We start from the raw sequence: 24,003 nt of genomic DNA on the forward strand, positions 1-24,003 counted from the left end.
ATCATTGAAAACTTTTTTTCTGTATTTAACGACCAAAACAAGATGATAATACAGTAAGAACACTGAATGGTTGTTGCTATCTAATTTCATTGTAGTGTCAGCCTTTCTATTGCTTAACACTAATTATACTATTAAAATACTAAGTATTCAAACAAATTAATCTTTAGGCTTATGCCTAACCGACATTCATCTCCCACTTACTCATTGGGCTTTGCCCTTCACATTCCTTGAAGTGGGAGTCTTCTGTCGGAAATTGATAAATTAAAAGTACTTTCATCAATTTTCCACTCACCGAATTGAATATTTATGTTTCGGTCAAGTTTATTTTGTGAGTCAAAACCAAAAAACATTTCTTTCGTTTCTTCATTATAATAAATCCCCATTATTTTCAAGTAAAATCTATTATCATTAATTAACGGTATTTGGATACCTGTATTGTCATCCGGCTCCCCAGCCCATTCTTTCCACTGTTCTTTAGACCACGTATCCATTTTACTTTTATCATATGTCTTCTGTGTAAATTCAACATTAACAATTTCACGTCGATCAGTCATCGTTTTATTCCCCCTAAAAAATAAATAACCAAAACTATCGGTCAACAATCTCATTTAACCGAACAGGCTTAAAGCCTTTTCCTAGAATTGCACCACTTTCAGGAATACAGTTATTACGAATGACTCTCATCTTCTTTGCTATAAATTTCATAAGCAAAATATCCAAATAAAAAACCTATCCCAGGTCCCCAGGTCATTGCAGATAGTAAGGAAATTGCTGAAAATATGCTTAATAGTACAGCAACAGCAATACCAATCATCATTCCGAATGGTATTAAACTATCCAATAAATTTTGAGCGCCTTTTGTTTTTTTCTTACCCAGGGTGCCATCCTCATATTTATGTTTCATTCTTAGAATTACAAATACTGAAATTCCTCCCATTATTACAAGGGGCAATACAGCACGCGCAAAATCCAATGCTAAACCCATATTATAATCCACCTTTCGGTTTGCTGTAGATAGCTCATTTAAAACAATATACTATCTAATAGCCAATAGTACTTGCCTCTGGACATCTTCAAAATACCTCCGCCTTTTTTGCTAGACAAAATCTTAAACATTCATCTATAACCCAAAAGCATATAGAAGTTATGATCGATGCAATAAAAAACATTTCATAACTTCTCCAGAATTGGCTAAAATCCCGTATTAATGTTTGGGACTCAAATAAAAGTCCTACGATAAATATAAATCCCAAACCAAAGATAGCGTGGATAACAAAAGACCAACATATCCGCTGATTATTTGAAAACCGCTTAGTTAATTTTTCTGATAGAAGTGACACAGGAAGTCCGTTCAGTAATATAACGGGAATTGCAAACCAACTTATAAAGAACGCCATTGGAAAAACGGCTAACAGTTCTTCTCCGTCTGCATATACAAACCAAGCAGCAATAAGTAAGATTGATAACAACGAGGCAAAAGTCAGAGTTAAAATGTTCCTTTTTAGCATACTCACCCTCCTTTCCTTTCTACTCTTCAACAAACAAAACAACCTTTTAACTTATTTTACCATAGATTTACCTAAATCTTTTGAAAGCTTATCATCCGTCTTGAAGTAGTGTATGGTTCCAGGTTCTGAAGCAATTCGAAATTCTATGACTTCCCGTAGAGTGAGTGCAACTTTCCATAGACCGGCCCCAACTTCCCATAGACCGACGCGGACTTCCCATAGAATGCAGCAGACTTCCCGTAGACCGATGCGGACTTCCCATAGACTCGAAACGACTTCCCGTAGATTCGTCGACTGCCCTCCCGGAGCGGAAATCAACGTGGCCCATCATCATTATTAGTTTTTTTAATGAATTCCAATTACCATAGTCATTATTTGTTGTATACTTAAATAAGGTCTATTGATTAGGACGGTGATAAATTTGGAACATGTCAAAACGTATAATGCAATGGAAATCAAACATAAGAACGGAAACCTTATAATCGAAGGCCCAATTCCCGGAAAGGAATTAGCAAGTCTCGATTTCCATAAGGACCTAATAGCATTCAGACCTCCAGAACAGCAACACAAAGCGTTAATTGAAATTGCTGATCTTCCTGAAGGCAGAATCATTGTTGCTCGTGATAATAATGAGATAGTCGGCTATGTTACCTATTTGTATCCGGATCCCCTCGAAAGATGGTCACACGGGAAAATGGAAAACCTTATCGAATTAGGAGCAATCGAAGTCATTCCCAAATATCGCAGTGGTGGCGTTGGAAAAACCTTACTTGAAGTCTCAATGATGGATGATGCGATGGAGGATTATATAATCCTGACAACAGAGTACTATTGGCATTGGGATTTAAAAGGAACAAAATTGAATGTATGGGAATATCGAAAAGTGATGGAAAAGATGATGAATCACGGCGGTCTCGTATACTACGCAACTGACGACCCCGAAATAAGTTCACATCCTGCAAATTGCTTAATGGCCAAAATTGGAAAGCGAGTAGATCAGGAATCGGTTCAGGAATTTGATAGTTTGCGATTCATGAATCGTTTCATGTATTGATAGGAGGTAGTTAAGAATGCTTATCGAGGAAATTATGAAGAGGAACGTCTTTTCACTTTCACCCCACCATACCGTCAAAGACGCATTGTCAATTATGCAGGAAAAGAAAATCCGGCATCTTCCAATCGTTTCAGAAACGACGGAACTGCTTGGAATCATAACTGATCGAGATATGAAAGAAGTGTTACCCTCCCTTTATTCTGATACGACGGATGTAACCGTTTACAAAAAAACTTTATCCGAAATAATGACAAAGAATCCGATTACCGGGCATCCCATGGACTTTGTCGAGGAGGCAGCGGTTGTTTTTTATGATAATCAAATCGGTTGTCTTCCAATTGTGTCAAACAACAAATTGGTCGGCATCTTAACAGAGACCGACCTTCTGTATAAATATATTGAATTAACAGGTGCCCATCAACCGGGCTCACAAATCGAAGTGCGTGTCCCTAACATTCCAGGCATTCTGTTTGAAGTATCCAAAGTGTTTTACGAGCATAAAATAAACGTCCAAAGTATACTCGTCTATCCGGATAAAGAAAATGAAGATAATAAAATTCTCGTTATTCGACTTAAAACAATGAATCCACTTAATGTTATTAAAGGGTTAAAGAATAATGGATTTGAGGTTTTATGGCCGAATGTTCCAGGCATGGACTTATGAAAAAAGAAGCGGTATTCATCTATTCAAAAGAACAACTTGGATACACATTTTCCGAATCCCATCCTTTCAATCAAAAAAGACTTGTGCTAACTTTGGATCTGTTAAAGAAAATAAACGCAATAAACGATGAAGATATCATCGCTCCAAGGATTGCAACGGACGAAGAACTTTTATTGGTGCACGATCAGCGATTTATAGATATTGTAAAAAGGGCTGGCAAAGGACAAGTTAGTGATGATATCGGCTCTGTTTATGGTATCGGCACAGAAGACACTCCCATCTTCCCAAATATGCACGAAGCAAGTGCAATGCTTGTAGGGGGAACTTTGACTGCAGTTGATGAAGTGATGGAAGGCAGGTCAAAATATGCTGTGAACCTCGGCGGCGGGCTTCATCACGGGTTCAGTGGCAAAGCATCGGGATTTTGCGTCTATAACGACAGTTCGGTCGCCATTAAATACATGCAAAAAAAATACGGAGCACGGGTACTTTACATAGACACCGATGCACATCACGGCGATGGAGTCCAATGGACCTTTTACGATGACCCAGACGTTTGCACACTTTCCATTCATGAAACAGGCAGATACCTTTTCCCCGGCACAGGCAGTGTCACGGAACGCGGCAATGGAAAAGGATATGGGACTTCATTCAACTTCCCGATTGATGCATTCACCGAGGACGAATCATTTCTTGAAATTTATAAAACCGCCATCGAGGAAGTAGCAGCTTTCTTCAAACCCGATGTCATTCTGACACAAAACGGAGCTGACGCGCATTACTTCGACCCATTAACACATTTATACGGGACGACGGAAATCTTTGAACAAATACCAAGGATTGCAAGAGAAATTGCAGAGCGATATTGTGAGGGCCGATGGATTGCCGTTGGCGGTGGTGGATACGATATTTGGCGAGTCGTGCCAAGAGCATGGTCACAAATTTGGTTAGCCATGAAACAAATCCCTGCCCCAACCGGCAACCTACCCGAGGATTGGCTCAACGCTTGGGGGAACCAATCCCCTGTCCCACTTATCAAAACATGGCAAGACCCAAAACCATTATACGACCCAATTCCAAGAAAGGCCGAAATAACAGAAAAAAACACCCAAATGCTAATCAAAGCACTACACATCATTCGGAATCAACAATAGTTCTATAAACTGTTGCTATGCGTTTCAGTCGGACTTTTCGGTGACAATTATTCTTTAGCTAAAAGTTAGGATAGAAAGTGAGTGTTCTTTTTAGGATTGAGCTGTATGTAAAGGACATTGAAGAATCATTGATATTTCATCATTTTTGAAGCTTAGTGGTGATAAACCTCGTACAAGTGGTGATAACAGTCCTCTGAGTGGTGATAAACATACCCTAAGTGGTGATAAAGTCGGCTTGAGTGGTGATAACCGCTTTTCTGGTTTAAAAATGCCAATCTGAGGAGAATTTGTCAGTGTTTATGGCATACCATATCCAAAATAACGATATTGTGTGTTACTCTTTTTACGATTTGGCGCGTTTGTAGTACAGAAGCAGACTCGTAGTTGATTGTAGCGGAAGACGGCCGACTCCGGGAGGATTAGCGAGAGCCGTAACGAAGAACGGCTCTTGCGAGTGAAGCGTAGCGAAAAGGAGCACGTCTTTGCTCTGACAGGTGAAACAACCAACGGCAGCGAAGCGAACGGGTTGGTTCACCGCACGCCCTCCGGAAAGCGTGCCGTCTGAAGCGCAAATCAACGTGCTGCACGGTTTTTCAGTTGAGAAATCTTCATAAACGAGTCTTTAGTAACTTCCATAAATAAAAGCTGTTCCGGTTATTTTGTCCAGCTCCAGGCGTTAGATGCTCGGGTCATAAGGCAAAGCTGCTATGTGGCAAAGAGCGCCACGCCGCATCTTTGCCTTATGCCTGTCGCATCTGGGCAAGCGCCTTCCGCTTTTCGTTTCCCCAGAACAGCTTTTATCACTTCGTCGATTGACGTTCCTCTATACGGTGCGGCAAAATAACACTAACATCATCAACCTCTTCACCATTCATCAACTTCGTCAACAACCGCATCGAAACTGCCCCTAAATCGTACAAAGGAACAACAACTGCAGACAGCTGCGGTCTAACTACTCTCGACAATAGTGTATGTTGGAAACAAATCATCTCAATATCATCAGGCACCGATAAACCATCATCTCTTAGCCCATTCATAATACCAACAGCAATTTCATCATTCCCAGCAAAAATACCTGTCGGCCTCTCATCCAAATCACGAATCAACTTCCACTTTTCATACGCATCATCATACGTATTATTCGTTTCTATGAAATACTCATCAATAAGTGGTAAATTAGCTTCTTTCAATGCCTTTTCGTAACCTACCTTCTTGCAAAGACGATTGATATCCCTGGATAGAGGTCCGGATACATAAGCAATTCGTTTATGTCCATTTTCAATCAATTTCTTAACCGCTTGATAGGCTGCATCTTCATGATCGATATTCACTGTCGGCAAATTCGTGCCAGCGTCAAGAGTACCGGCTAACACAACTGGAACATTTGCTGTCGCCATTTCTTTCCGAATTTCGTCAGACAGGGAGTCACTCATGAAAATTACACCATCAACTTGTTTTCCAAGATGATCTTCAAAAAGTTCAACTTCCCTTGTTGGACGTTTATCTGAATTGGAAAGGATAATATTGTATTCATACATCGTTGCTATATCCGCAATACCGCGGGAAAGTTCTGCATAGTAGCTTTTCGAAATGTCCGGGACGATGACACCTATAGTTGTTGTTTTTTTACTGGCAAGTCCTCTTGCCACTGCGTTTGGTCGATAACCAAGGCGCTCGATGCAATCTAACACCTTTTTACGCGTTGCCGGCTTTACATTTTGGTTGCCGTTCACAACACGAGATACTGTCGCCATCGAAACATTCGCTTCTCTTGCTACATCATAAATTGTTACTGACATTATCGAATCTCCTTCCCTTCATTATGATTATGTATTCGTTTACTCTTATTATAATCAAAGCACCGGTACCTTAAAAGGTCCGGCGCTTTTTACAGAAAGTTCCTACTGCATTTCCACTTTTCAAATGGTTTGATGTGTATTCATAAACCTTTGTAGCTCCGCATAGAACTCGTCGAACTGTTTAATATCCATTTGCTGTGCAGCATCGGATAATGCAACTGCTGGATCAGGATGCACTTCAGCCATAACTCCATCTGCACCTACAGCGATAGCCGCCTTTGCAGTTGGAAGCAATAAGTCCTTCCTTCCAGTTGAATGAGTAACATCAACGAATACTGGTAAATGGGTTTCTTGTTTTAAGATTGGAACAGCTGAGATGTCCAATGTGTTACGCGTCGCACGTTCGTACGTACGGATACCACGTTCGCATAGCATAATTTGGCTATTCCCTTTAGAAATGATATATTCAGCCGCATGAATGAATTCATCAATCGTTGCAGCTAAGCCTCGTTTTAATAGAACTGGTTTATTCGCCATACCTGCTTCCTTCAACAATTCGAAGTTCTGCATGTTACGGGCACCTATTTGGATAACATCTATATAATCCAAAGCCTCTTCCAAATGGGATGGTGTGATAATTTCAGTTACAATGGACAATCCCGTTTCGTCTGATACGCGCTTTAGGATTTTCAATCCTTCAAGACCAAGTCCTTGGAAGTCATAAGGAGACGTACGCGGTTTATATGCACCGCCCCTTAGCATCGTCAATCCTTTAGCTTTAATCGATTGAGCGACTGCCAAAACTTGTTCATACGATTCAACAGCACATGGCCCAAAGACGAATGTAGGAGAACCGTTTCCAATTTCTTCACCGTTTACATTTACAATCGTATCCTCGGGTTTACGTTTACGTGAAACAAGCAGCGCATTACGTTGCTCGTCCTCTTGAATTTCTAAAGCTGACATGAATATCCCTTTAAAAATCTGTTCTAAAATACCATTTGGGATCGGACCTTTGTTTGACTGGACTAGTGCGTTTAGCATCTCTCTTTCACGAATCGGATCGTATCTGTTCACACCTTGCTTTTCCTTGACCCTGCCAATTTCCTGAACAACAGATGTGCGTTCATTGATCAAGTTCAGTATTTGGTTATTCAGCCCATCAACCTGTCTGCGAAGTTCATCCAACCCATTTTGTCTCATCATTATGTCTCCTCCCCATACACATCATTCCCTTTTCGAAGAAGGAATTCTATGTTGCATTTTTGTATAATAGTCCAAGTATAATGAAATGCATTCGAAATGTCACGTCATTTCTGTAAATTGTCACTAATTCACGGAGTTTGATGTGAATCGGCCTAATTTAAAAAGCAGAAGGGAACTTTTTCAGTTTCCCCTCTACCTTCATAAAAAACTTATTATTTCTCTTTTTCAACTGAGATATGATTTTGATTTACATTCTTTTCTTCACCGATATTCTCGCTATTATCGTATGCAACAGTACTGTTTTTTGTTGATTGATGATCCGCAGACTCTTTGTTTTCTTCGGTTTTATTTTCAACAAACTCAATTTGTTCTTCGCCTTCAGACGAAACTGTACCATCGTGCATCGGGACAGATGTTTTATTTGTCATCGACTTTACTTTATCAACGATCTGACCAGATTGCTCTTGGATTGTTTTAGCTAATTCATCTGTCTTTTCTTTGGCAACAGCAGAAATCTCAGTTGCCTTGTCCTTTGCAACTGTACTTAACTCAATACTTTTGTTTTTAATGTGGACAGCTTGGTCTGAAAAGTCGTCACGCATCTCTTTGCCCGTCTTAGGAGCGAGGAATAATGCTGCAGCCGCACCAATCACTCCGCCTACTAAAGCGCCAAGTAGGAAGCTTCCAGCTCCTGAATTATCCTCCTCATAGAAGTCGTCAGTATTGGAGCGATACGGATAATTTACAGGTAGATGTGATGGTTCCCCAAAAGTATTTTTATATTCCTGATTTCCATAATATTGCTGGTTTTGTGCGTCCTTTAGTTTTTCAGTCATGTTAATTCCTCCTAAATATATTTTGGTCACTACTCAGTTTTAGATAGATAACAATTACTTTGGGCTTGGCAATCTTTTTTGATTTGGATCCGACTTATAGACTGTCCAACCTGATGACCGCTCTTCTTTCATTTCCCTTACTTTACCAATGATTCCAAAAGCAACGTTACTCCACTGCACTGCTTGGGCTATTTTATCACTGTTCTTTTCAGCTTCAACAGTAATTGAGTTGGTAATTCGATGAACTGAGCTGTTCAAATTACTGACAGAGTCACCCATCCCTTTTACTGCGTCCACAACAGTGTTCAATTTTTCGGATTTCTGTTGAATATCCTCCGCAAGGGCATTTGTCTTATGAAGGAGTTCAGTTGTCTCCGATGTAATACCCTCCAACTGGTTCGTCAAATTATCCATAGTTTCCGAAACGCTTTTTAGTGTCTTTTTTAATGAACTTAGGGTCATCGCCAGGCTAATACATAAAATCAAAAAAGCCACTGCAGCGACGATGGCCGCAATATACAATAATACTTGCATAGCACTTCCTCCTTCCGATATACATACATAAATAATTTCTACCCTTTAAAGTAGGTAAATAAACTCAGCCATCTTTAACCTTTTTCGACAAACTTTTCAAATCCCCTTTATTTTTTATTAAAGAAATTGTTTTTCATCTAATGAGACTAATCCGGGATTTACAAAAATAAAAAACAGCCAATCCAAACGGATTAGGCTGTTTCCTCTTTTTCGGTATGCTCCGAAAAAACATTCATGTATTTTTGAATATCACCAGCACCCATGAACAAGAAAACTGCATTTCCGTGCACATCAAGTACATCAATATTTTCAAGAGATAGGTGATTAGCTCCTGGAATTTTATCGATTAGATCATTAATTGATAAGTTACCGGATTGCTCGCGCGCGGAACCGAATATATCACATAGATATACGTGATCCGCTGTCTGTAAACTTTCCGCAAACTGTTGGAGTAACGCTGCAGTACGTGTGAAAGTATGAGGCTGGAATATCGCAATGATTTCCTTGTTAGGATATTTCTGCCTCGCCGATTGCAATGTAGCCTTTATCTCAGTCGGATGATGTGCATAGTCATCCACAATTACCCTACCATGTGATTCTGTAACAGAAAAGCGTCTTTTCACACCGTTAAATGTTGCAAGTCTTTCCTTAATACCAGAAGCCGCAATCCCTTCATAATGGCAAAGGGCAATGACGCCAAGGGCATTTAAAATGGCATGGTCACCAGGCAAGAAAATCGTAAACGTATCATAGAACTCATTTCTCACATATACATCGAACATGGTACCCTTTTCGGATTTCTTAATATTTTTCGCTGAAAAATCATTTCCTTCATCAAATCCATAATACACTACAGGGACATTCGCTTGTATTTGTTGTAGATGAATATCATCTCCACAAGCAATAATCGCCTTTTTTACCTTTAAAGCCATTTCCCCGAATGCATCCAGTACATCAGCAAGGTCTTTAAAATAATCCGGATGGTCAAAATCAATATTAGTCATTATGGCGTAATCAGGTTCATAGGCAAGAAAATGCCGCTTGTATTCACATGCTTCAAAAACGAAGTACTCGCTATTCTCAATCCCCCTGCCAGTGCCATCACCAATCAGATAAGAAGTAGGTGAATTGCCGGACAAGACATGCGCCAACAATCCAGTTGTCGAAGTCTTACCGTGTGATCCTGTTATAGCAATTGAGATGAAGTTTTTCATATAATTGCCTAAAAATTCATGATAGCGAATTACGTCAACGCCTGTTTCTTTAGCTTTCACAATTTCAGGATGACTATCAGGGAAAGCATTCCCTGCAATTACTGTCATCCCCGGTTTTATATTATTTTCATCGAATGGTAAAATCGTTATTTTTCTTTCATGCAACGGGTCTTCCGGAAAGAAATACTTCTCTACATCCGAACCTTGTACTGTATGGGAGGAATCATGAAGAATCTGTGCAAGGGAACTCATTCCCGATCCTTTGATTCCCGTAAAATGGAACAATGTCATATTGCAACCTCCCGGGATCGTTTCTGTTCCTATATTCTCAAACATAAAGTAATGCGTTATTCTATAAATTTAAATTTAAACTTGGGATTTATCGGTTCTATTAAGGAATTGATCAAAATCATTTTCCGTTAAAAAAACATCTCGTGGTTTACTTCCCTTTTGCTCTGATATGAAACCTAATTCTTCCATACGATCCATCAATTTAGCCGCACGGTTATAGCCGATGCTAAAATTCCGCTGCAAAAGGGATGTCGAAGCACTTCCCTGATTGATAATAAATTGGCATGCTTCAACAAAAAGTGGGTCGGATTCCTCTTCCTCCATTGCATTGGCTAAAAGATCTTCCTGACCAAATAGGTATTCGGGAGCCGCCTCGTTCTGAACGTGTTCTATTATACGTTCAATTTCGGCATCCGTGACAAATGTACCCTGTAATCGAATCGCTGAAGATTGGCCGTTTCCAAGATATAGCATATCACCTTTACCTAAAAGCCTTTCTGCCCCAGGTGTATCAATGATCGTTCGGGAATCTATTTGGGATGAAACCGAAAAAGCAATACGCGTCGGTACATTCGCCTTTATTGTACCCGTAATAACATCGACGGATGGCCGTTGTGTCGCAATGATTAGATGGATACCACAGGCTCTTGCCTTCTGTGTGATCCGTCCAATTGAAACTTCAACATCCGCCGGTGCCATCATCATCAAGTCCGCAAGCTCGTCAATTACGATTAACAAGTATGGCAGTTTCAATGAGAATTTACGATCCTTTTCAACCATCTCGTTGTACCGTTCAATATTTCTTGCACCAACATGCGCAAATAGTTCATATCGCCGTTCCATTTCGCCAACAGCCCACTTTAAGGCAGCTGTAGCAGCCTTCACATCAGTAATAACTGGACTGATTAAGTGTGGAATGCCATTGAAAGGAGCAAGCTCAACCATTTTCGGGTCAATTAAAAGCATTTTCAAGTCTGTCGGTGATGATTTATAAAGTAAACTAACTAAAATTGAATTTATACACACGGATTTTCCGGACCCAGTAGCCCCTGCAATCATCCCATGTGGCATTTTACGTAAGTCAATCGTAACCGGTTCGCCGGTCAAGCTAAGTCCAAGTACAGCTTCCAACGGTGATTCAGAGTCTTGAAACCTTTTTGTTTCTATGACCTCAGATATTCGAACAGCCCTTGGTTTTCGATTCGGAATTTCAATGCCAATTGAACTGGTTCCAGGGATCGGTGCCTGAATTCGGATATCTTCTGCTGCTAAAGCAAGTTTCAAATCATCGGTTAGATTTCTAACCTTGCTCACTTTCGTTCCATGTCCGACAGTCAATTCAAATCGCGTAACTGTGGGACCCTGTACCGCTTCAATAACATTTGCTTGAATGGAGAAATAGGAAAGTGCCTCTTCCAATTTCGCTGATTGAGTCTGAAGCCATTCTGTATCCTCGATATGCGCTTCGGGCTGTATAAGGAAATCTTTTGAAGGGAATGCGTAATGTGGCAAACTCATTTCTTCATCCAAATTAGATTCCGGCACCTGACTATGAAGATTAGTCTCCGTTTCCTTATTTTCAGAAATACTTTCTTTCGCTTCACGTTCCATTAACTTTTGTTTATCGTTTTTCAACATCAATACATTGAAAGGGACAATTCGTTCCTTTTTCTGCGGCTCCACTTCTTCTGATTCCGTAATTACTTGGGTTGAATCTAAATCATCGGTTTCAGTAGAGTCACTTTGAGTAGGCGATGCATCGGTAGATTCAAGTTCAATCGCTTCGCTTTTTCCCTCAAGAACATTGTCTTCTTCAATCGAAACAATCGTTTCTTGAATTGCTTCAGACTGGTCATTGTCGTCGATTGGCATCTGATCTTTAACTTGACTATCATTTAGATGTGGTACCTCATTAAATCGTTCATTTACTTCAATATCATTATTGGAAGTATGTGCATGATTTTCCGATTCAATGCGGTCAATTTCATCCACCACCTGTATGTCTTTACTAACTTTTTCTTCATATTCATTAACTGCCGTTTTAATCGAGGAAGAACTCAAAGCCAAATCCTCATCTTCAATTTCCAAAGTACTTTCCCGCCGTTTGGTAGGTTTCATATAGCCGTACACAGGAGAAGGAACAGTAGTTGGTGTAAATGGTCGCTTATTCTGTTTGATTACGGTCGTTTTTCTGCTTTCCTCTTTTTCAGTAATTGAGTTTACTTGATTCAGATCAGTTTCAATCACTCTATTAGTAAGGTACTTAGATGATGTAGTCGCCCTATGAATCTTCCCTTTTTCCTTTTCACTTGGCCATCTTTCATTTTTATATAAAGGAATAGGTTTAAAATCTTCTTCATCATCCAATTTTGTCGTAAGTGTTCCTATTTCGTTACTATCATTTTCAGAGTCTGGTTCCCAGCCATATATTTCAGCGTCAGTTATTATTGGAAAACGAAAAGCCGGTTTTTCTTTCGCGTCTTCTACTTTATCATCAACATCGATATCTTCTATAGTATATGTATCTTCGGGTCTTTCATCTTTTTCGGATTCAAATATTTTGTTCATAACTTTTTTAAACCAAGTCAAATCTATCACTCTTTTCAAGTCGATCATTCTATTTTAGCAGGTTTTTGTCGGTTAAATCAATCTGGGGCCCAAAATAAGAAAAACGTACTGTTTTTCACAGTACGTTGGACGGATATTGACGGCAATTCGGGATCACTTCCTGCCAAAAATAACCAAGTTGCTAACTTAAGATCAGCAAGTTAGATACTGAATGGCTCACCAATTCGAGAATCCTCTGGAAGGACTAAGATACCTTTTTCTGTTGGGGCATCCGGCAAATTAAGTTCTTTTGCAGAACAAATCATCCCTGATGATGCAATTCCCCTTAATTCTGCATCACGAATGATCATCCCCGAAGGCATTACAGCTCCAACTTTTGCAACGACCACTTTTTGGCCCTTATCAACATTCGGGGCTCCACAGACGATTTGGAGTTTTTCGTTTCCAACGTCTACAGTGCAAACACTTAATTTATCTGCATTTGGATGCTTATCCTTCTCAATTACAAACCCAACAACGAATTTCGGTGATAGATCCACATCAAGCTCAAGATCGACACCATTTGTTTTTAATGCCTCATTCAGCTTTCCTACAATTTCCTCTGTCGTTTCAACTTGTCCATTTCCGTTGATTTCAACGTATTTTGAAGCATTGAAAACGTTAAATGCAGCAACTTCTTTAGAAGATGCATCCTTTATTAATGTGATATCATTCACAGAAGTAATTTCTGTCTCTTTCGGACGATCAGTCGTAACTTGTACTAAAAGGACGTCCCCAACACTTTTTTGATTGTAAAAGATATTCATTTCTTTTTTCTTTCCTTTCTCGCGACCCGATTTTTCGCCATTATAAAGATAGGTTCTAATTTACCATCTTCATAAATAAATGACAATGATGTAACTGGAACAGCCCCCACTGTAAAGAACTGCATTGTCATCTGTGCAAGTACATCATAACCCGTGTCATTTCTAATATCGCCGATGATAAGCACATCTTGATGGGGGACGGAAACAGTCATATGACCTTCGATTTCCCCTTCCATTTCTTTTAGGAAGGCCTGGTTCAATATACGGCTTGCGTCATAACCATCATTATTATTAACAAAGTAAAACACATTATCTGCCACTTCATCTTTCTTCATATTCGTCGGCAATGATCTTACCTTGAACATGGCTGACTCCATTATTTCTTGCTCTGACATACCAAGAGCATCCAACATTGTTTCATCTATCAATCGATAAGTAGTGCCTAAATCCAGTGCGTAAAAGATCCTTGTCTCTGCCGTATGGTCTTTGACGATAAATCTATTCCCAGCTTTGGAGGTTTGAGGAAAAGAAGTGGACCGGATTACCGGGTAAATCGCACCTTCTTTACTGAATCCTTCTGACTGTTCGATTTCCATTGCATTAAATGTTTCTTTAATGGTGTAAATCACTTCATTAATTGCGGATTCTTGTTTCGTTTCATATTTCGCAAGGATTTCTGGTAATGAAATATCCATTCCCTTTTTCAAAACGCTATGCTCCAACCTTACTTTGTCCGTTTTTCTATCGAAACGCCATTCTAATTCTTTTGACGGAAGACGTTCTTTCAATAACTCTACAAGCTTAGATGAATTCATATTCATCATCCTTTCTAAAAATAAGCGGCCGCTCGCCGCTTCGCATGTTGCGCCGTGTGACCGCCTATATTATAAAATTATTGCAAGCCTTGCTCAATGGAACGTACAATTTCCATCATATTGGCCATCTTGCTTTCTATGTTCTTCTTTTTAGTAATTGTTGTTAGTTTAATCCCACCGACACTTGTTATAAGTTCGACTTGATCTTCACCTTTGTTCAAAATGGATGCAAAGCCAAAATAGCCATCATCAGTGAATATTTCTTCATAGCGGACAGATTTATCGTTTCTTTCCAATAGGTCGTAAAACAGGCGGCTCTCCCTGTTTTCATTTGGATTGATGAAAAGAAGAAAGGTTTCATCACCTTTTTTCATGATAATATTTTGTCCATTGGAACTTTTAGAAATCGTAAAACCGGCTGGCTTATACAAGGAAACATTCTCAACTTCAGCATTAACGGCTTTGTCATTTAGTTCGAATGCAGTTTTTGCGGCTGCAATTCCGTCCAGAGCCTTTTCTTCGAGGGTTTTCCCACAAGCGCTAAGTACTGTTATTGAGAGTAGTGTCAGGAATAGGAATTTCCATATGCGGAACATTCGGCTTCCTCCAATCTATTTAAATAGCCGATATCTATTTTAAAGATAATAATCGACATATGCAAATATAGCAGTTCAGCGTGATGTTTGGTGGAACTTCAACTGGCCTATTAATAACTGCATGATATGTTCGAAAAGCAGGTCGCGGGTGACTGAGTGGGCTGTGAACATGCCAATTGCACCTTCACTATGGCGAATGCCGCTCGCTTGGAAATATTCGTCGACGACGACTCCTAATTCTTTTCCTTTATGTATTTCTGCAGCAATGCTATTTGGCAAAGGGATTTGGGCACCGGCAGCTGTGAATTTTTCACCGGAAGGTAAAACGAGTGCACCCCAGTTGCAAAGGAACATTTCGTTATCGAGCATTCGGACGCCGCCTTCGAGACCAATTCCGATTGCCCCAACGTGTTCATTTGCAGCATTTATTGCTCGATTTAATGCACCTGTTCGTGTTTCTTCATCTCCGATGGGCTGATCTTTCACTCCGGATGATACCTTCACTTCATGGAGTTCAGAAGTTGGGAAATGTTTAGCTATAATTGTACGAGCCGCCTTAACTTTTGCCCGGTTAGTCGATCCAATGATGAATTTCATGCGATTCTCCTTTCGTTGCGGGAATAAATGAGCGATTCTGGGATTAAACGAGCGGTTTCCGGATTAAACGAGCGCTTCCTGGAATAAACGAGCGCTTCCGGAAATAAACGAGCGCTTCTGAAATTAAACGAGCGGTTTCCGGAATAAACGAGCGCTTCTGAGATTAAACGAGCGGTTTCCGGAATAAACGAGCGGTTTCCGAAATTAACGAGCGCTTCCGGAAATAAACGGCATCTGCGGAATTTAGTAAACGAAAGACCATCCTGTCATGAAGGATGGTCTTTTGTTTATTATTAGACGTTGCTCTTAATCGTTTCAACTGTTGTTTTATCGCAAGCTTTGACAAGTTTTACAAGAAGCTCTTTTGCCGCAGCATAATCATCCGTGTGAATGATGGATGCAGCTGTGTGAATGTATCTTGAACAAATACCAATGACAGCACTTGGTACGCCTTCATTTGAAACGTGAACTTGACCGGCATCCGTTCCACCTTGGGAAATGAAGTACTGATAAGGGATTTTATGCGTTTCAGCTGTATCGAGGATGAACTCTCTCATTCCACGATGCGTCACCATTGAACGGTCAAAAATACGAAGAAGCGTACCTTTTCCAAGCTGGCCAAATTCGTTTTTATTGCCAGAAGCGTCGTTTGCTGGGCTTGCATCCAATGCGAAGAAAAGATCTGGATTGATCATTCTTGCAGCTGCTTGAGCTCCACGAAGACCTACTTCTTCCATAACGTTTGCTCCTGAGTAAAGAGTATTCGGAAGCTTTTCGCCATGAACCTCTTTCAAAAGTTCAATTGCCAAACCGCAGCCATAGCGGTTGTCCCATGCTTTTGCCAAAATTTTCTTTTCGTTTGCCATCGGTGTAAACGGGCAGATTGGAACGATTTGCTGTCCAGGACGAATACCAATTTTCAAAGCATCGGCTTTATCATCGGCACCAATGTCGATAAGCATATTTTTAATATCCATTGGTTTATTTCGAACTTCATCACTTAGTAGGTGAGGTGGGATTGATCCGATAACACCGACAACTGGACCAGCGTCTGTAATAATTTGAACACGTTGTGCAAGTAATACTTGACTCCACCAACCACCAAGTGGCTGGAAGCGGAGCATTCCGTTATCTGTGATACTTGATACCATGAAGCCAACTTCATCCATATGCCCTGCTACCATGATTCTTGGACCGTCTTCTGGACCTTTACGGACACCGAACACTCCTCCAAGATTATCTTGAATGAGTTCATCAGAATACTTCCCAAGTTCTTCACGCATGTAAGCACGAACAAGGTGTTCATTGCCTGGTGCACCAGGTAATTCAGTAAGTGTTTTAAACATTGTTAATGTTTCGTTATTCATGAAAAGTTTCCCCCAATTCATTATGTACTCCCTTAAGTATAATGCAGGAGTCAAAAACTATCCATCACGAATATTTAGCTTTGCGAATTAATTTTACCGAAGCAGGATTTTAATGCTTTTCACCGAATCGAATGTAAAATCACCACTGAAATATGGTACACTTGGGTAAGATTGATTGAGATTGATGAGGGGGTTTCAAACTATGAAAGTGAAAGATTTCGTATCAGGAGTCTTAACAGGTGTAGCAGCTGGACTGATTGTTAATCAGGCTTTTGAAAAGCTGAACCCGAAAACTCCAGCAGAACGTGTCTTAAATGATGTAAAGGAAGCTTTCAAAAAAGAGGGGCCTATTGATGGATCATGGATTGTCATGAAACCAGAACCGTTTACGAACAATGTCTTATCGATGGAAGTATATAGGGGCGGCATTTCGCGGATTAGAAATGGCGAACTTGAACAATTTGAATTCGCAGCAAATGCAGAAACAGGCACTGTTGTAGAATTGATTCAGAAGTAAAATGAAGTAAAAAATACCGTCACACATTTTCCATGTGACGGTATTTTTTATTTAGTCCGGGCAACTGATTCTGTAATTTCCTTGCCGCTTTCATCCCATTGGACAAGACGGTAAACTGCATCATGATAAAAGATGAATCGATAATGGTTTGCCAAGGCTTCTTTCATCAGTTTTTCCTTCGCAAAGATTGACGTCATTGGATAGTCGTCATAAGCAAGCACCCATAGCGGATTGCTGTGTGCATGTGTTGGCATGATATCTCCCATATGCAAGATCGTTTCATTGTTTTGGGTTAGTTTGATGACGCTATGGCCGTCACTATGGCCTCCAGTATGAATCATTTCAATCCCAGGAACTATAGTTGTATGTTCATTGAATGTTTTCACCTGATGCTGGATAGGCTCCCAATTCTCTTTCCAATATGTGTTTCTTGAGCGGATATTCGGGTTTCTCATTTCATCCCATTCGACTGCTGAAACATGAATTTCTGCGTTCGGAAAAACCGAGACAAGCTTTTCATCCACCCAGCCTGTTAAGCCTGCGGCGTGGTCGTTATGAAGATGCGTCATTAAGATAATATCGATATCCTCAGGCTTCAAACCAAGCTCCGTTAGACTTTCCTCAAGCTTCGTCTCCTCACGCACACCAAGATTACGCTTCATTTTTTCAGATAGCTTCCCTTTACCTATTCCACTATCTATCAGGATGTTTTTCCCTTCATAGGAGATGAGAATAGGATCTGTTCTGAGTTCGATCAAGTTATTCTCATCCACTTCATATTTCCGGGACCATAATGCCTTAGGAACCACTCCGAACATGGTACCTCCATCAAGAAAGTTCACACCACCATCAAGCCAAGTAATTTTCATATCGTGAAATATATATGTATCCAACCAAAACATCCCCTTTCTTGCATTTCCCTAATTGTTAAACATTGCCTCCAACCGATAAATAGGTTGTCCCTTTGCCGAGAATTTCTCTTCGTATTCCGTCATGATGTTATCCTCAGGCATTTCTGCGTGTAGATCTAAGGAGACATCTTTCAATATCATGCCATAAGAAGACATGGAAACAAGTGAGTATTCAAATAGTTTGCGGTTATCCGTTTTGAAGTGGATTTCACCTTTTTTCTTCAAAACCTCCTCATATCTTGCCAAAAATGATTCATGCGTAAGTCTTCTTTTTGCATGTCGGGTTTTTGGCCATGGATCTGAAAAGTTTAGATAAATACGATCCAACTCTCGAGCCTTAAATAAGTCCTCCATATTAGCACCATTTCCCCGAAGTAATCTCAGGTTCGATGGTTTTCCCGCCTCTATGGCCTTTTCCAAAGCGGATACAATAACATTATCAAAATGTTCAATACCGATATAGTTAATGTCCGGATTCGCTAATGCCATTCCGATGACGAATTGACCTTTACCAGTACCTACTTCTACATGGATTGGGTTTTCATTGTTGAAAATCGCCTTCCAATCCTTCACTGCTCCTTCTTCTTCGTTGATTAGTACATCTGGATGTTCTGCCATGAAGTCTTTTGCCCATGGTTTATTGCGCAGCCTCATTTTATTTACACTCATTTCTTTTCGTTTTTATCGTTGTCATTCATTTAATCCAGCCTGCTGAATGCTGTAGTCTGGACATTATCCAAAATCGACTGGGCCGCCTTGAATTGGTTGAACTTCATTGGAAAAGTGGATTGTTGGAGTGATGTGAACCATTCATTATACGTCCGGCGGTCTATAATTTTAATATCAAACGGGGATCCGGGATAATCGATGTACCCGTTTCTTGATAGTACGAATTTCTTAATAGGGAAGTCAATTCCTTGGGTACTGAAAATCCCCGAGATGATTTTCTCCATTCGATTAAGCCCAATTAGAGGATTAAGGATCCTTGATTCCTTGGTACCAACCTTTTTCGTCCAAAAACGATCTCCATTAGCAACATACGCTGCAATATCTTCCTGTTCCACTATTGTGATGCACAGACATTCGAGTGGGGTTACCAATATAATATCCACTTCAACCGGGGCTTTCTTCACTTGAAGGATTGGATAATAGAATAGCAGAAAACTGTCGGGCAGTTGCTGGGTAAAGCTTCTAAGCAAATTATCTCCCATGAACCTCGCACTTAGGTGAGATGTTTCCCGCAATGTAGAGCTTGCCCATTTCAACTGGAAATGAAATAGCTGATCTAAAAAGAGCTTGCGAAGATGTTCAAGATTGCCGGGGTTTGATAAGACGTAAGGATTAAATCCGAAATTTTCCAACTCACTCACTTCATCCGTCACGACATCCATTTCATCAGTCTCAGCCTCAAACTCTCTTTCCTTTCTCCTTCCAAACAAACTGAAAAGAGGGGTAAGCCAATTCCCCTCCCTCAGCTGCTCCTCCTCCACTTCAGGAATTTCTTCCCTGCCCGGGAATTCCGCTCCGTTCTGCCATTGGAGCTTCATCCTTTCCCATTGGGACTTTTTAAGCCTGATATATTGTGTAGGATAATGTGATAAATCATTTTCATAGCGGGAAATATAATCAAGCAGTTTGACGAGCTGCGCCAAATCCATCAACTCCGTTCAATTGACAATAATCATTCTCCTACTACTGAAACAGGAATCTGACGGGTAAAAGCCTCTTGTAATTTCTTTGTTATAGGACCAGGTTCGCCTGACCCAATCGCTTTCCCATCAATCATAATAACTGGTGTAATTTCTGCTGTCGTAGAAGTCATGAAAAACTCATCCATTTCAAGAGCTTCGTCAGGTGAGAATGTTTCTTCTTTTACAGTTATTCCGTTTTGTTCGCATAATTTTAATACAACTCGACGGGTGATTCCATTTAGAATGAGATTTGATGCAGGATGTGTGTAAACAACACCATCTTTGATACCAAACATATTAGAAGAAGATCCTTCTGTCACAATACCATCCCGTACGAAAATCGCTTCGGCACATCCTGCTTCATAAGCTTCCTGTTTAGCAAGGACATTCCCTAATAAGTTCAAGCTCTTAATATCACAACGGAGCCATCGAATATCGTCAACAATTATCGTCCGTACTCCATTTTCGATAGTTTTCATCGGTCTTGGATTATGGACCGCATACGCTGTTACAACAGGTGCAGTTCCGGGGTTCGGGAACTGATGTACCCTCGCAGCAACTCCGCGGGTCACTTGCATATAAATATGCCCTGTCACGATTCCATTAACCTTAACCAATTCCTTGGCAATGTCAATTAACTGCTGTTCGGAATAAGGAACGGTCATTTTAACTTTTGAAGCACTTTGAAATAGACGCTCGATATGCTCCTCTGCAGTATATAATTCACCATCATATACTTTTACGACTTCGTAAACACCGTCTCCAAAATAATAGCCTCTATCGTCAATGGAAACGTTAATACTATCCTTCGCTAAAAATTGCCCGTCGATAAAGTGAATCATTATCTTTCCCCTTCCTCATTAGACACTAAACGGCTGATTGCCGCCGCGTATATGGCTGTCGCCTTTATAAGGTCCTCTATATATACATATTCATCCGCTTGGTGGGCAACATCTTCCCTACCCGGGAAAAGCATGCCGAAAGCGACTCCTTTATCCAACACACGTGCGTACGTACCGCCACCGATTGATAAAAGTTCAGCCTCTTCACCTGTGTATGCTGTATAAACTTCCTGCAATGTTTTAATGAACGGGTCATTTGCATCCACATGATGTGGTTTTGAATTGGATTTCACCTCTAAGTTGAAAGGAGAATCTACAAGCACATCAGTACATTTGTCAACTTTCTCCTCAAACGGATACGTAACCGAATAGCGCATGCTTACGTTAACTCGTCCACCTTCTTCAGGTGTATAAGAAACGATACCTGCATTCAAAGTCGTATCACCTGATATTTCATCATTGAAATCTAGGCCAAGATAGCGTCCACGTGTTTCATTTCCAAATGCATCCACAATGAATTGTGTGAATTCCTTTGATGCTCCATCTGTGAAGATTTCATTCAGGAAGGAGGCCAACACAACAGCTGCATTCACACCCTTATTGGGCTCCATCGCATGAGCGGATTTCCCGTTGACACTTATCGTTGTCTCGTGATCATTTCCGTTTGCTGTTGCACCGTAATCATAGGAATCCATAAAGCTTTCAAACCGATCCTTAATTTCAGCGAATCCAATACCAATGACTGCTTGAGCATGGTCAGGCACCATATTCGTCCGATTTCCTGATTTGAAGTCAAGTAATTGTCCATCTGGCGTATTCGTTTTTTGTGAAAAGACCAATGATGAAATTCCCTTTTCGGCATTGATAATCGGGAAATCTGCATCCGGTGCAAACCCGATTGTCGGCATCTCTTCTTTTTCAAAATAGCGTCTAACACAACGGAATCCACTTTCCTCATCAGTTCCAATAATGAGACGTACCCGTTTATTCAGAGGGATGCCGGCTTCTTTCACCATTTTCATGGCATGCCAAGCAGCAATTGTCGGGCCTTTATCATCGATTGCGCCACGTCCAAACAACTTCCCATCAGCTACACTACCCTCGAACGGCCCGTAAGTCCAGTTACTTCCGGCCGGTACGACATCTACGTGACAAAGGATCCCTAATAGTTCATCGCCTTCGCCCATTTCGATATGCCCTGCCATATTGTCGATATTTTTGACGGTAAAACCAGCTTTCCTACCTTCCTCTAAAAGCCAATCCAGCGCACGCTTTGGCTCGGGACCGAACGGCGCTTCCTCTCTGGACAAACCTTCATCTAATACAGAAGGAATAGAAATCAACTGCTTTAAATCATCAATTACAAAATCCTGTTTTTCCAATGCTTGTTCTTTCCAATTTACCAACTTAGGCACCCTCTTTCCTATTATCTTATTTTCACATGTTCAGCTTGGAAAATAAAGTACCAAGCAAAATTTACATTGAATTAACAAAAAATTCTTTTACTATCGCCGAAAATAAGCTATAATTATATTATCGGAACATTTATCCGATACAGCGTTCTGCTGAAAGGAGTGCATTGTCAGGGGCCAATTTCAACTTGCATAGGTAACATTCAATAGTCTCATGCCCATAGATTTGGAAAATGAAGATGAAGGAGTGGTTCCACAGTTGAATACCGCTACTGATCGTATGCTTATCCGTATTAAGGATGTCTACTTGTACATTCTTGATCGGGGCATGGTTACAACCGAAAACGTAGTAGAAGAATTCGGCATCACAAGCCGCACCGCACAACGGGATTTGAACGTTCTTGAATATAATGAACTCATAACAAGCCCAACCCGCGGAAAATGGACAACAACTCAGAAAAAAGTTAAATTACCCTTATGACAACACTCAACTCAAAAGCGTAGGGCGCCTGCTTAGAGGCGACAGGCATAAGGCGAAGATACGGAGTGGCGGTCTTTGCCACGCAGTAGCTTTGACTTATGACCCCGAGCCTCTGGCGCCCGGAGCTAGACGACTCAAAAGCGTAGGGCGCCTGCTTAGGCCCGACAAGCGCTGGAAGAAAAACCGGAAAGGCGGTCTTTGCCTTTTTGGTTTTTCTTCCAGCGACTCGAGGGACTGGCGCCCGGAGCTAGACGACACTCAAAAGCGTAGGGCGGCGTTTAGCCTCGACAGGCGCTGGAGGACTTGAAAGAAAAGGCGCTCTTTGCCTTTTCTTTCAAGGGCGAAGCGACCCGAGAGGCTGCCGCCCGGAGCTAGACGTTAACACATGCGAGAAATTGAAAAAGCTGAACTGTCAATCCAGTTCAGCTTTTTCATTGCGAAGTAAAGCCAATTCATCTTCCTTTAATTCACGATATTCCCCAAGCTTCAACCCTTCATCTAACTGCAACGGTCCCATCGATAGGCGTTTAAGATAGATAACCCGCTTACCCACAGCCTCGAACATACGCTTAACCTGATGGAATTTCCCTTCAGTAATTGTCAGTTCGATTTCGGATACATCGGCAGATTTTAAAATCCGAAGCTTGCCAGGTTTGGTGAAATAACCGTCGTCAAGCGTCACCCCTTCAGAAAACCTCGCAATATCTTCTTCAGTGACGACTCCTTCAATATGCGCATAATACGTTTTCGGAACTTCTTTCTTCGGTGATAATAATTCATGGGTCAGCTTTCCGTCATTGGTGATTAACAACAGGCCTTCCGTGTCCTTATCAAGACGGCCAACCGGGAAAGGCTCAAAATGTCTGTACTCATTATCCAATAAATCAATGACAGTCCGATCCCGAAGGTCTTCTGTCGCCGATATAACCCCTTGCGGTTTATGCATCATTAAGTATATGAATTCCCTATATACGATCCGCTCACCAAGGATCGTTACTTCATCCAATTCTGGATCAACGTGAAGCGCAGGGTCCTTCACCTGTTCACTATTCACCTGTATTGCGCCTTTCTTCAGAAGCTGGCGCACTTCTTTACGCGAGCCGAATCCCATATTCGCGAGTAATTTATCCAAACGCATTG

27 protein-coding genes are annotated in these 24,003 nt (G+C 40.8%); 5 read left to right on the plus strand and 22 right to left on the minus strand.

The window, feature by feature from the left end:
* The 5 genes from ACFPZG_RS06960 to ACFPZG_RS06980 form a co-directional block, all read right to left on the minus strand.
* The coding region (locus ACFPZG_RS06960) for a transposase (RefSeq protein ID WP_381426514.1) at window positions 1-90 on the minus strand (90 nt) is incomplete at its 3' end.
* Between the two features lie 128 nt (window positions 91-218).
* Window positions 219-554 carry a hypothetical protein gene (locus ACFPZG_RS06965; RefSeq protein WP_283732481.1) on the minus strand — a complete coding sequence of 112 codons (336 nt, stop codon included), beginning with the start codon at window positions 552-554 and terminating at the stop codon, window positions 219-221.
* A 113-nt stretch (window positions 555-667) separates the two neighbouring features.
* Window positions 668-985, minus strand: coding sequence for a hypothetical protein (locus tag ACFPZG_RS06970; RefSeq protein ID WP_317940687.1), 318 nt, complete (start codon window positions 983-985; stop codon window positions 668-670).
* 88 nt (window positions 986-1,073) lie between these two features.
* The gene (locus ACFPZG_RS06975) at window positions 1,074-1,508 is read right to left on the minus strand and encodes a hypothetical protein (protein WP_317940686.1); all 435 of its coding nucleotides are present in this window, start codon (window positions 1,506-1,508) and stop codon (window positions 1,074-1,076) included.
* A 51-nt stretch (window positions 1,509-1,559) separates the two neighbouring features.
* Window positions 1,560-1,826, minus strand: a complete 267-nt coding sequence (locus ACFPZG_RS06980) for a hypothetical protein (protein WP_283732484.1) — start codon at window positions 1,824-1,826, stop codon at window positions 1,560-1,562.
* A 103-nt stretch (window positions 1,827-1,929) separates the two neighbouring features.
* On the opposite strand from ACFPZG_RS06980, the gene ACFPZG_RS06985 reads away from it, so the two are divergent.
* From ACFPZG_RS06985 to ACFPZG_RS06995, 3 genes are read left to right on the plus strand one after another with little or no spacing between them, the layout of a single operon-like run.
* Window positions 1,930-2,562 carry a GNAT family N-acetyltransferase gene (locus ACFPZG_RS06985; protein ID WP_283732485.1) on the plus strand — a complete coding sequence of 211 codons (633 nt, stop codon included), beginning with the start codon at window positions 1,930-1,932 and terminating at the stop codon, window positions 2,560-2,562.
* 16 nt (window positions 2,563-2,578) lie between these two features.
* Window positions 2,579-3,226 carry an acetoin utilization AcuB family protein gene (locus ACFPZG_RS06990; protein WP_283732486.1) on the plus strand — a complete coding sequence of 216 codons (648 nt, stop codon included), beginning with the start codon at window positions 2,579-2,581 and terminating at the stop codon, window positions 3,224-3,226.
* Window positions 3,223-4,380, plus strand: a complete 1,158-nt coding sequence (locus ACFPZG_RS06995; protein WP_317940685.1) for an acetoin utilization protein AcuC — start codon at window positions 3,223-3,225, stop codon at window positions 4,378-4,380. Before ACFPZG_RS06990 ends, ACFPZG_RS06995 begins: the two co-directional genes overlap by 4 nt.
* 800 nt (window positions 4,381-5,180) lie before the next feature.
* On the opposite strand, the gene ccpA is transcribed toward ACFPZG_RS06995, so the two are convergent.
* The 11 genes from ccpA to ACFPZG_RS07050 all read right to left on the minus strand — a co-directional run bounded on the left by ccpA (window position 5,181) and on the right by ACFPZG_RS07050 (window position 17,009).
* Window positions 5,181-6,179 (minus strand): catabolite control protein A, encoded by a 999-nt coding sequence (gene ccpA, locus ACFPZG_RS07000; protein ID WP_283732487.1) that lies wholly within the window; start codon window positions 6,177-6,179, stop codon window positions 5,181-5,183.
* 120 nt (window positions 6,180-6,299) lie between these two features.
* Window positions 6,300-7,382 carry a bifunctional 3-deoxy-7-phosphoheptulonate synthase/chorismate mutase gene (locus tag ACFPZG_RS07005; RefSeq protein ID WP_317940694.1) on the minus strand — a complete coding sequence of 361 codons (1,083 nt, stop codon included), beginning with the start codon at window positions 7,380-7,382 and terminating at the stop codon, window positions 6,300-6,302.
* Window positions 7,383-7,597: 215 nt separating this feature from the next.
* Window positions 7,598-8,221: a YtxH domain-containing protein gene (locus ACFPZG_RS07010; protein WP_283732488.1), complete on the minus strand. Its 624-nt coding sequence runs from the start codon at window positions 8,219-8,221 to the stop codon at window positions 7,598-7,600.
* 54 nt (window positions 8,222-8,275) lie between these two features.
* Window positions 8,276-8,755: a DUF948 domain-containing protein gene (locus ACFPZG_RS07015; protein ID WP_283732489.1), complete on the minus strand. Its 480-nt coding sequence runs from the start codon at window positions 8,753-8,755 to the stop codon at window positions 8,276-8,278.
* Between the two features lie 191 nt (window positions 8,756-8,946).
* On the minus strand, window positions 8,947-10,260 hold the full coding sequence (murC, locus tag ACFPZG_RS07020; RefSeq protein WP_283732490.1) for a UDP-N-acetylmuramate--L-alanine ligase: 1,314 nt from the start codon (window positions 10,258-10,260) through the stop codon (window positions 8,947-8,949).
* A 75-nt stretch (window positions 10,261-10,335) separates the two neighbouring features.
* Window positions 10,336-12,828, minus strand: a complete 2,493-nt coding sequence (locus ACFPZG_RS07025; RefSeq protein ID WP_381426452.1) for a DNA translocase FtsK — start codon at window positions 12,826-12,828, stop codon at window positions 10,336-10,338.
* Window positions 12,829-13,028: 200 nt separating this feature from the next.
* Window positions 13,029-13,634, minus strand: a complete 606-nt coding sequence (gene ytpR, locus ACFPZG_RS07030; RefSeq protein ID WP_317940683.1) for a YtpR family tRNA-binding protein — start codon at window positions 13,632-13,634, stop codon at window positions 13,029-13,031.
* Window positions 13,631-14,449, minus strand: coding sequence for a DUF1444 domain-containing protein (locus tag ACFPZG_RS07035; RefSeq protein WP_283732491.1), 819 nt, complete (start codon window positions 14,447-14,449; stop codon window positions 13,631-13,633). The genes ytpR and ACFPZG_RS07035 overlap by 4 nt, the downstream gene beginning before the upstream one ends.
* A 77-nt stretch (window positions 14,450-14,526) precedes the next feature.
* Window positions 14,527-15,045, minus strand: coding sequence for a hypothetical protein (locus ACFPZG_RS07040; protein WP_283732492.1), 519 nt, complete (start codon window positions 15,043-15,045; stop codon window positions 14,527-14,529).
* Window positions 15,046-15,120: 75 nt separating this feature from the next.
* Window positions 15,121-15,642, minus strand: a complete 522-nt coding sequence (locus ACFPZG_RS07045; RefSeq protein WP_317940682.1) for a DUF84 family protein — start codon at window positions 15,640-15,642, stop codon at window positions 15,121-15,123.
* Between the two features lie 293 nt (window positions 15,643-15,935).
* Window positions 15,936-17,009: a M42 family metallopeptidase gene (locus tag ACFPZG_RS07050; protein WP_283732494.1), complete on the minus strand. Its 1,074-nt coding sequence runs from the start codon at window positions 17,007-17,009 to the stop codon at window positions 15,936-15,938.
* A gap of 202 nt (window positions 17,010-17,211) precedes the next feature.
* On the opposite strand from ACFPZG_RS07050, the gene ACFPZG_RS07055 reads away from it, so the two are divergent.
* On the plus strand, window positions 17,212-17,526 hold the full coding sequence (locus tag ACFPZG_RS07055) for a hypothetical protein (protein ID WP_317940681.1): 315 nt from the start codon (window positions 17,212-17,214) through the stop codon (window positions 17,524-17,526).
* A 47-nt stretch (window positions 17,527-17,573) separates the two neighbouring features.
* On the opposite strand, the gene ACFPZG_RS07060 is transcribed toward ACFPZG_RS07055, so the two are convergent.
* Genes ACFPZG_RS07060 through pepV form a run of 5 tightly spaced genes read right to left on the minus strand, consistent with a single transcriptional unit; the run spans window position 17,574 to window position 22,376 of the window.
* Complete coding sequence (locus ACFPZG_RS07060; RefSeq protein WP_283732495.1) at window positions 17,574-18,419, minus strand: YtnP family quorum-quenching lactonase; 846 nt, start codon at window positions 18,417-18,419, stop codon at window positions 17,574-17,576.
* Between the two features lie 27 nt (window positions 18,420-18,446).
* Complete coding sequence (gene trmB, locus ACFPZG_RS07065; RefSeq protein WP_283732496.1) at window positions 18,447-19,091, minus strand: tRNA (guanosine(46)-N7)-methyltransferase TrmB; 645 nt, start codon at window positions 19,089-19,091, stop codon at window positions 18,447-18,449.
* A 44-nt stretch (window positions 19,092-19,135) separates the two neighbouring features.
* Window positions 19,136-20,089, minus strand: coding sequence for an NERD domain-containing protein (locus ACFPZG_RS07070; RefSeq protein WP_283732497.1), 954 nt, complete (start codon window positions 20,087-20,089; stop codon window positions 19,136-19,138).
* Window positions 20,090-20,118: 29 nt separating this feature from the next.
* Entirely contained in the window at window positions 20,119-20,970 is an 852-nt protein-coding gene (dat, locus tag ACFPZG_RS07075; RefSeq protein ID WP_283732498.1) for a D-amino-acid transaminase, read from the minus strand.
* On the minus strand, window positions 20,970-22,376 hold the full coding sequence (gene pepV, locus ACFPZG_RS07080) for a dipeptidase PepV (RefSeq protein WP_317940680.1): 1,407 nt from the start codon (window positions 22,374-22,376) through the stop codon (window positions 20,970-20,972). Before pepV ends, dat begins: the two co-directional genes overlap by 1 nt.
* A gap of 265 nt (window positions 22,377-22,641) precedes the next feature.
* Here pepV and ACFPZG_RS07085 point away from each other — a divergent pair, with 265 nt between their 5' ends.
* On the plus strand, window positions 22,642-22,863 hold the full coding sequence (locus tag ACFPZG_RS07085) for a DeoR family transcriptional regulator (protein ID WP_283732499.1): 222 nt from the start codon (window positions 22,642-22,644) through the stop codon (window positions 22,861-22,863).
* A gap of 412 nt (window positions 22,864-23,275) precedes the next feature.
* Here the strand turns inward: ACFPZG_RS07085 and ACFPZG_RS07090 are convergent, their stop codons facing one another.
* Complete coding sequence (locus tag ACFPZG_RS07090) at window positions 23,276-24,001, minus strand: pseudouridine synthase (RefSeq protein ID WP_283732500.1); 726 nt, start codon at window positions 23,999-24,001, stop codon at window positions 23,276-23,278.
* Between the last annotated feature and the right edge of the window lie 2 nt (window positions 24,002-24,003).

Source organism: Sporosarcina thermotolerans, from assembly GCF_042658975.1.
In the GTDB taxonomy this organism is placed as follows: domain Bacteria; phylum Bacillota; class Bacilli; order Bacillales_A; family Planococcaceae; genus Sporosarcina; species Sporosarcina thermotolerans.